This window comes from Psychromonas sp. SA13A, assembly GCF_011378715.1.
Taxonomy (GTDB): domain Bacteria; phylum Pseudomonadota; class Gammaproteobacteria; order Enterobacterales; family Psychromonadaceae; genus Psychromonas.
In genome coordinates, this window is sequence record NZ_WTKU01000013.1 from 104,245 (window position 1) to 112,870 (window position 8,626).

Here is an 8,626-nt window from a genome sequence, read left to right on the forward strand (position 1 = left end):
ACGTTACTTATAGAAAGAGTGATCGCCTTGAGCATGCTCAGTAACATCGCGTACTGCGTTTAGCTCTCCTGAAAACTCTTCAAGTAATTCTTTCTCGATCCCTTCTTTTAAGGTCAAGTCTACTTGTGAGCAACCATTACAGCCACCGCCAAATTCAATCACAGCAACGTTATCATCAGTGATTTCGATTAGTTTAATAAATCCACCGTGGCTTGCTAGTTGAGGATTTATTTGTACTTGAATAACGTATTCAACGCGTTCTAGTAGTGGAGCGTCATCTTTCACTTTACGCATTTTTGCGTTTGGTGCTTTCAGTGTTAGTTGTGTGCCTGCATCTTCTTCAACTAGGTCAACAAATGCATCTTCTAGGTAAGGTAAGCTAACTTCATCAACTAATGCATCAAAACCTTCAAAACTTAAACGTGTATCGCTAGCTTCAACTGCTTCCGGTGGGCAGTAAGATACACCACATTCTGCTTTAGGTGTGCCTGGGTTGATAACAAACACTCGGATGTTAGTGCCTTCTTTTTGTGGCGCTAGTAATTTTGCAAAATGTGCTTGTGCAACTGGAGTAATTTCGATCATGTTCAACCTTTATGCTTGAGTAATTTACTAGGACATTATAGCGAGATTTGAATGCAATAATAAAGCAAAGAGTGAAATTGCAACAAATAATAAAATTTAGGATCAAATAAAAGCTATTATAGAAACATTATTGGTCGTTTTATGTATTGATATTTAAAGGAATTCTTCTTAAACGTCAGTAATGCGTAAAAGATTTAACGTTATTGTGGTTTTTTAGTCATTGAGAGTTAAAGTTACTTAGTAAATATTAGAGCTATTTAATTAATATTGCAGTTACTTAGTCATATTAAAGCTTCTTAGCCTAATTCCGTGCGGCAAATACACCAAACATCAATTGTCTTAACTTTAGCTGTTGATAAGCATTGGCATAGGCTATTAATAGTTGCACCCGTAGTGACAACATCATCAATAAGTACAATATTTTTCCCCTGTAAACTTATCTCTGCGTCTTTACTTAATGAAAATGCGTGATTTAAATTGTGTAAACGCTGTGCTCTTGATAATCCTTCCTGTGCTGTGGTTAATTTATTTCTAATAATAAATGGCTGATTAACGGGTGGTTCGTACAGTGTAATTACGGGCAAGTGCTTGACTAAAGAATCCTTAATTAATTGTGCTTGATTAAAACCTCGGCTTCTGTGTTTTTTGGTGTGTAGTGGCACTGCGATAATACAATCGATTTCTTGTAATTGTTGCTGGCTATAACGGTTTTGTATTGAATGAGCGAGCAATAAACCGAGTAAATCTGCATATAATATTTGACCATTATATTTTAATTGTTTTATTAAAACGGGAAAGGGTGTTTGATAGCTTGCTATCGCATGTAGTTGACGAAAACTAAAAGGATGTTGTAAGCATTCTCCACAATATGCTTGTGAGCTTGTTAATCCACAACCACAATGTAAACAACAAGGCCTATCTGTTAAGATTGAATCATAACAACACTGACAAATAAGAGACTGCTTACTAGGTAAGTGGCACAATAAACAATGGCTTGGTAAACAAGCTTCAAGTAATGTTTGGCAGTGTTGATTAATCGCATTCAGAAAATTTTTCAAATCAAACCCTATTATTAAATGAGGTTACGGTGAGTATAGAACAGCAAAGTAATAAGCAAGGTGATGAGTCGACTAATCTACAAATAAGTATTCCTGAAGGTCGTCAACCTCAACATCAGGTTGCTTATCAATCAATGGGTACAGGGAAGAATTTAGTGTTAGTGCATGGCTGGGGAGTAAATAGTGCTATCTGGCAACTTGCAGCTGAACAACTAAGTCAACATTATTGCGTGCATCTAGTTGATCTCCCAGGATTTGGTAAAGAACCTGAAATTTCAGATTATTCTTTGGCCAATATCGCAGACTCAATTTTGAAAAAATTACCCGATAATGCCATCTGGTGTGGATGGTCGCTAGGAGGGCTGATTGCAACCTATGTCGCACGTCATCATCCCGAACGCGTTGAAAAATTAATTCAGGTGTGTGCTGCGATAAAATTTGTAGAACAAGGCCAGTGGTTAGGTGTAAAAAAAGCGGTGTTTGAGCGATTTAAAACAGGAGTCATTACACAGCCTGAAAAAACATTAAATCGATTTTTAACCTTGCAGGCGATGGGTAGTGTGACGGTAAAAAATGATATTGCTATTATTAAAGGTTTATTAGCAGAACAGCCACAGCCAAAGCAAAATGCGTTGATTGCAGGTTTAGATTTATTAAGTAATGTTGATTTACGAGAATCATTTAGTCAATTGACTATGCCATGTTTAAGTTTATTTGGACGCTTGGATAGTTTGGTGCCTATTGCGAATATGCCTGAGTTGATTAAATTATATCCTGCTAATCAGCAGGTTATATTTGAACATTCTTCACATGCTCCATTTATAAGTGAATCTGTTCATTTTCAGCGTGTCGTGATCGACTTTATTGAAGGATAACTATTCATGTTAAGCTTTATCTTTGCTTAAAAAGTAGCCATAATGGAGTTGTAATCATTGCTTAGGAGTTATTTATGGAAATAAATTCAGCGTTTTCTTCAGGTCTGTATGGCTTGAATCAAGCATCACAGCAAATAACTGAATCCAGTGAAAAGATTGCTAATCAACCCGTGAATTCTGAAAATACAGAAAATAGCAGTTATGACTCACAACCAGTGACAGCAGAATTGATCAATATGAAGCTAGCGGAAATTCAAGCACAAGCTTCTGCAAAAGTGATCACAACAGCTGATGAGATGGTTGGTTCACTGATTGATGTGTCTGTCTAACTTTAACCCTCATGGTTAATGTAAATGTTCAACTCCCACCTATTGTCGCGGCTCCTTTCCCGCAAGCCGCGGAAACACTTCATCGTCAAAATCAATTACAAACAGCTATTCCAAAAACCGAGGAAACTCATGCTTACGCTAAAATGCGATCTCAGCAAGAACGAGAACAGGTCGCTCATCAGTCTGGGCAAATTCTTCAAAAGGATAATCCTGAGTCAAAACAACAAAGGCATTCAAGTGGCTTCAATCAAAGACGTGATTTTTTCTTTTCCAGCAAATTAAAACTTTCACATCGCGAGATGGATAAAGTCTCTGTGCAATTAAAGGGGATCTCCGATTACAAGCAAGTAGTCTCAGTGATTCAAGCAAAATATAACGATGCAGTGTCACCTATACCTGAACCGACCGTTAATTATGATATCTAGCTGTTTATATTATTTATTAGCAAATCATCTTTAAGGCATTGTCTAGAGTTACTTTGTTATTAGGTTTTGCAGGTGAATTGTTTTTAAAGGGGCGTTTCTGACAATTATTAAAGAGGAAAATTAGCTATAAAAAAGGCCACAAATCCATGTAGCCTAGCTTACTGTTAGTCCTTTTTTAAATAGTCTATTTAACGACTATTTATTAAATAACAAGCTATCAAGTAACTCGCTATTTAATAAGGTTCTATTTAGTGAGAATGTCCACAGCCTTCAGCTGAATGAATATGCCCATGTGACATTTCTTCATCAGTCGCAGCACGAACAGAAATAACTTCACCAACAAATTGTAATGCCATACCTGCTAGAGGATGATTTGCATCAATGCTAACATTTTCTTCCGTTACGCCAGTGACTTCTACAGTACGAGGGCCTTGCTCTGTTTCTGCTTGAAATGACATACCTACTTCAATTTCATCAACGCCTTCAAATAAAGTACGAGGAACTTCTTGAACTAACTCTTCTTGGAAAGGACCGTAAGCATCTTCTGCTTGCAGTGTTACATCAAATTTGTAACCCGCTTCTTTACCTTCTAACTCTTTCTCTAAACCTGGTACTAAATATTGTGCACCTTGAATAAATTCAAGTGGGCTACCGTTTTCTGTACTATCAAGCGCATTACCGTCAACTTCTGCAACACCAAAGTGGATTGCTACTACTGAATTTTTTTCAATTTTCATCGTTATTTCTCTCTATTCTTTATCGGGTTCAGAGGGATCAAAAACACCAATTATTTGTTCAAATTGACGTGTTGCTGATTTAGCCTGATTAGGCGTTTGTGTTTGTGTGTAACCACAAGCGACGCAGGTTAAAGTCTCAACTGCATTTTCCAGTGTCAAAGCAATACTGTCAATAGTCTTACATTGTGGGCATTCAGCTCCAGCGATGAAGCGTTTTTTATTTTTAGATACAGGCATATACAAATCACAAATGACAAAAAGTACGTAATGATAAACAAATTAGCACTCATTTTCAGTAGTTATGGCTCAACTTTGTAAAGTTCGTTATTATCTTGATCTAATTTACCTGATTTACATTGAGACTCTGAATTTATGATTGTTGCAACTAATATCGAATTTATCCGAGGTGGAAAAGCCTTACTTGAAAATGCCAGTGCAACCATCAATCCAAAACAAAAAGTAGGTTTAGTTGGTGCCAATGGCTGTGGTAAATCTAGTTTTTTCACTTTATTAAAGCAAGAGCACCAAGTTGATGCCGGCGAATTAACTATTCCTCAGCATTGGCGACTAGCGAGTGTTGCTCAAGAAACGCCTGCTTTAGATACTAATGCCTTGCAATATGTAATCGATGGCGACCATCAATTTCGTGCTTTACAAGCAAAATTAAAACAAGCAGAGGCTGAAGATAATGGTACTAAAATCGCTGAAATGCATATTTTACTAGATAATGCTGGTGGTTATACCATTGAATCTCGTGCTGCTGAGTTATTAGCAGGGTTAGGGTTTAGTGAACAAGCTCAAGGTCGGCCGGTAAGTGACTTTTCTGGTGGTTGGCGCATGCGTTTAAATTTAGCACAAGCGTTGCTTTGCCCATCCGATTTATTGTTGCTCGATGAACCAACCAATCACCTTGATTTAGATGCGGTGATTTGGCTTGAAAAATGGTTACATCAATATCAAGGAACATTAATCCTTATTTCTCATGACCGAGACTTTATTGATAGTATCGTCGATAAAATTATTCATATAGAACAGAATAAATTATTTGAATATACCGGTAACTACACTAGCTTTGAGCGCCAGCGTGCTGAGAAATTGATGCAGCAACAATCTTCCTACGAAAAACAACAAGCGCAAATGGATCATATGCAAAGTTATATTGATCGTTTTCGTTATAAAGCCAATAAAGCCAAACAAGCACAAAGCCGTATTAAAGCGCTCGAAAAAATGGAAACGTTATTACCTGCACATCTTGATAGCCAATTTAGTTTTTCATTTCGAGAGCCTGAAGCTTTACCCATGCCATTACTTACACTGGAAAAAGTGAGTGCAGGTTACGAAGATCTATTAATTCTTGATGAAATAAAATTAAACCTAGTCCCAGGTAGCCGTATTGGTTTGTTAGGTCGCAACGGTGCGGGTAAATCAACACTCGTTAAATTACTTTCAAATCAGCTTCAGCCTAAATCTGGCAAGATTGAAATCAATACCAATGCAAAGATTGGTTACTTTGCACAGCATCAATTAGAGTTTTTACATCTAGACGAAAGCCCAATGCAACATTTAATGCGTTTGGCACCAGATGAGAAAGAGCTGCCATTGCGTAACTTCTTAGGTAGCTTTGGTTTTCAAGGTGACAAAGCTTTTGATATTGTCGCTCCGTTTTCTGGTGGAGAAAAAGCACGTTTAGTTTTAGCATTATTAGTTTGGCAAAAACCTAACTTATTATTACTTGATGAACCAACCAATCACTTAGACTTAGAAATGCGGCATGCACTGACGGTTGCACTACAAGCATTTGAAGGTGCCATGGTTGTTGTATCACATGACAGACATTTATTACGTACTACTATTGATGATCTGTATTTAGTACACGATAAAAAAGTGGAGCCATTTTCTGGTGACCTAGATGATTACCATCAATGGTTATCAGATCAACAGCGTATTGAAAAACAAGCCTCTCAAAGCGAAGATAAAATCGTGTCGGTGAGTGCTAATCGTAAAGATCAAAAAAGATTAGAAGCTGAATTTCGTAAAAAACTAACGCCTTATAAAAAGCAGCTAACCAGCGCTGAAAAGCAAATGGATATTCATTCTGCTCGTGTGGCCGAGATTGAAGAACAGTTAAGTGATAGTTCGCTTTATGATCAAGAGAATAAAAAGAAATTAACTAATCTATTAAAAGAACAAGGCGAAGTAAAAGAGCAGTTGGAAGAAGCTGAAATGTTATGGATGGATGCGCAAGAACAGATAGAAACACTGCAATCAGAATTGGAAACTTGAATTTTAGGTGCAGCTTCGCCATACTCTCTGCGCAATGATTCACCAGCAAATGAAATAATAAAGGGATTAAAATGAGTTTTGAAGCAAATGAATATTTCGATGGTAACGTTAAATCAATCGCATTCCAAAGCGAAACATTACCTGCAACAGTAGGCGTAATGGAAGTTGGTGAGTACACATTTGGTACTAGTGCTTATGAATATATGACAGTAGTAAGTGGTAGCCTAACAGTGCGCTTAGTTGATACAACTGAGTGGAAAACTTATAAAGCAGGTGAAACATTTGAAGTAGAAGCAAATTCAAGCTTTGATGTTAAAGTTGTCGTTCAAACTGCTTACCTTTGCTTATATAAAGCATAATATTTAACATATTGCTAATATTAGAAAATCATAAAGGGGCTTAGGCTCCTTTTTACTAACCAATAACCTTCCTCGTTTTTATTCACTTCTTCTTTTTTGAATAGAAATAATTAATGCCACACAGTTAACAAAAAATCATATACCTCTTATCTATTGAATATTAAGTCTTAATATTTTCCAAGAAGATCACAATTAATAATACAATAATATTATAACTTGCCTTTCAAGTTTTTTTGTTGATATTAATAGAGTAGGCATTCTCATGAAAAAAATATATTTAAGTGCGCTTGTGGCAAGTTTGTTAGTTGGTTGTGCGAGTAACGATACTAATGAAGTAAATGAAGGCGATTATGTAACAGGACAAGTTGCTAATGCAACAACGCCTTTACATCCATCTGCTAATACAACAGCATTAATCACTAAACTAGATCCTAACAAAGCACCATCTCAAAACTTTGACCTTACAAAATGGAAAATTAATATTCCAATGGAAGATGACAAACCTGGCCGTGCAGGCAAAGTTATGGAAATTTCTGCTCAAAAACTAGGAAGCACTACCAATCCTTATACTCATTCTGATTGGTTTTATACAGATGCAAGAACCGGTGCGATGGTCTTTGCTACTCCGAACAAAGCAATGACAACGCCAAACAGCAAAAATGCGCGTAGTGAATTACGTGCTATGTTAGCCAAGTCATATAAAGATCCAAAAAACAATTTTGCAATCGCCGCTAACCCCGATGCAGCAGATTATGGCTCAATCGGAGGAGAGTTATCTGCAACATTATCAGTAGATTGGGTAAGTACGAGCGGTAACGCAGATAAAAACGGTGCTTTCTCTACTGTCATAGGCCAAATTCATGGTTCAAAAAACGAACCTTTAAAAATCGTATACCGTAAATTACCCGGTCATGAATACGGTTCACTGTATTGGCGTTATGAAATAAATGCGACGGGTGATAATTACTCAAAACGTAAAGATATTTATCATAACGTGTTTGGTGCTTATGATTTACGTGAAGGCTCAGCTGAACCAATGGACGGGATTAAGTTAGGTGAAGTGTTTTCATATAATGTAAATGTAGAAAATAGCATTATGCATTTAACCTTTGTTAAAAATATCGGAGAACAAGGCGAAGAAGTTAAAACAGCAGAAATAGATTTGTCGAAACCACATTATAGAGGTAATGAATACGATGAAGGTTATGCAAATGATTGGATGTACTTTAAAGCAGGTAATTATAACCAATGTAATGTTGGATCATCTGAATGTACTAACAATGGAATTGCAGCTGGTGATTATGCAAAAGTAAGTTTTTACCAATTAACATTAGAGCAATAAGCTAACTTAATAGACATTAAAGTCTTTCATATAAGTGAAAGACCTTAAATTATGACTTTAACTATTATTAAAATAGTTAAAAATGGGCTATTTGTACTTATATCAGTGCTTATAGATAATAAAATTTAGATATTAAGTGCAACTTAATACAATTAACTTTTCCTTTTTAGTCCTGAATTATCACTATTTTGCATGAAAAACACGCTCTTTGTTGTTTAATTAGTCACTCAGTCACTTTATTGCAAATAATCATAATAAAACGCTTGCTTACCTTTTCAAGATCCCTATAATGCGCATCCACAGACACGGGACGGAACGCAAGTTACCCAGCGAGTTTGAGAATAGTTTTTAACGTATTAACGCTTCGTTGTTCGCTTCGAAATTAAGTTAAATTAAAACGTTGACAATGTTCGAAAGGCGCGTAATATACGCCGCCTAGCCGCAAGGCACGCTCTTTAACAATTTAATCAAACAATCTGTGTGAGCACTTGTTGTTGATGTGATTTCAAAAAAATCAAAGTCCTTTCTTGTAAAGGCAACATCAATAATAGTGACACACGAAATAATTCATTATTTCAGAATAATAAATTGTTAGTTTCTTATATTTATATAAGTGATTAGCAGTAAGTTTTA

10 protein-coding genes are annotated in these 8,626 nt (G+C 36.2%); 6 read left to right on the forward strand and 4 right to left on the reverse strand.

What is annotated here, in order from left to right; all coding sequences use genetic code 11:
* Positions 1-3 precede the first annotated feature (3 nt).
* Both nfuA and GQR44_RS12680 read right to left on the reverse strand, forming a co-directional pair.
* Positions 4-585 carry a Fe-S biogenesis protein NfuA gene (gene nfuA, locus GQR44_RS12675; protein ID WP_166372136.1) on the reverse strand — a complete coding sequence of 194 codons (582 nt, stop codon included), beginning with the start codon at positions 583-585 and terminating at the stop codon, positions 4-6.
* A 296-nt stretch (positions 586-881) separates the two neighbouring features.
* Positions 882-1,643, reverse strand: a complete 762-nt coding sequence (locus tag GQR44_RS12680; protein WP_240923651.1) for a phosphoribosyltransferase family protein — start codon at positions 1,641-1,643, stop codon at positions 882-884.
* Positions 1,644-1,672: 29 nt separating this feature from the next.
* On the opposite strand from GQR44_RS12680, the gene bioH reads away from it, so the two are divergent.
* The 3 genes from bioH (at position 1,673) to GQR44_RS12695 (ending at position 3,272) form a co-directional block, all read left to right on the forward strand.
* The gene (gene bioH, locus GQR44_RS12685) at positions 1,673-2,518 is read left to right on the forward strand and encodes a pimeloyl-ACP methyl ester esterase BioH (RefSeq protein ID WP_346774349.1); all 846 of its coding nucleotides are present in this window, start codon (positions 1,673-1,675) and stop codon (positions 2,516-2,518) included.
* Between the two features lie 74 nt (positions 2,519-2,592).
* Positions 2,593-2,847 carry a flagellar biosynthesis protein FlgE gene (locus tag GQR44_RS12690; RefSeq protein WP_166372137.1) on the forward strand — a complete coding sequence of 85 codons (255 nt, stop codon included), beginning with the start codon at positions 2,593-2,595 and terminating at the stop codon, positions 2,845-2,847.
* Between the two features lie 11 nt (positions 2,848-2,858).
* Positions 2,859-3,272, forward strand: coding sequence for a hypothetical protein (locus tag GQR44_RS12695; protein ID WP_166372138.1), 414 nt, complete (start codon positions 2,859-2,861; stop codon positions 3,270-3,272).
* 248 nt (positions 3,273-3,520) lie between these two features.
* Here the strand turns inward: GQR44_RS12695 and GQR44_RS12700 are convergent, their stop codons facing one another.
* Both GQR44_RS12700 and GQR44_RS12705 read right to left on the reverse strand, forming a co-directional pair.
* Positions 3,521-4,009 carry a peptidylprolyl isomerase gene (locus tag GQR44_RS12700; protein WP_166372139.1) on the reverse strand — a complete coding sequence of 163 codons (489 nt, stop codon included), beginning with the start codon at positions 4,007-4,009 and terminating at the stop codon, positions 3,521-3,523.
* A gap of 12 nt (positions 4,010-4,021) precedes the next feature.
* Positions 4,022-4,246: a YheV family putative zinc ribbon protein gene (locus GQR44_RS12705; protein WP_166372140.1), complete on the reverse strand. Its 225-nt coding sequence runs from the start codon at positions 4,244-4,246 to the stop codon at positions 4,022-4,024.
* Positions 4,247-4,381: 135 nt separating this feature from the next.
* Between GQR44_RS12705 and GQR44_RS12710 the strand changes: the two genes are divergently transcribed.
* From GQR44_RS12710 to GQR44_RS12720, 3 genes are all read left to right on the forward strand, one after another.
* Entirely contained in the window at positions 4,382-6,292 is a 1,911-nt protein-coding gene (locus GQR44_RS12710) for an ABC transporter ATP-binding protein (RefSeq protein ID WP_166372141.1), read from the forward strand.
* A 71-nt stretch (positions 6,293-6,363) separates the two neighbouring features.
* Positions 6,364-6,651 (forward strand): pyrimidine/purine nucleoside phosphorylase, encoded by a 288-nt coding sequence (locus GQR44_RS12715; protein WP_113819433.1) that lies wholly within the window; start codon positions 6,364-6,366, stop codon positions 6,649-6,651.
* Between the two features lie 262 nt (positions 6,652-6,913).
* Complete coding sequence (locus tag GQR44_RS12720) at positions 6,914-7,993, forward strand: polysaccharide lyase family 7 protein (protein ID WP_166372142.1); 1,080 nt, start codon at positions 6,914-6,916, stop codon at positions 7,991-7,993.
* Positions 7,994-8,626 lie beyond the last annotated feature (633 nt).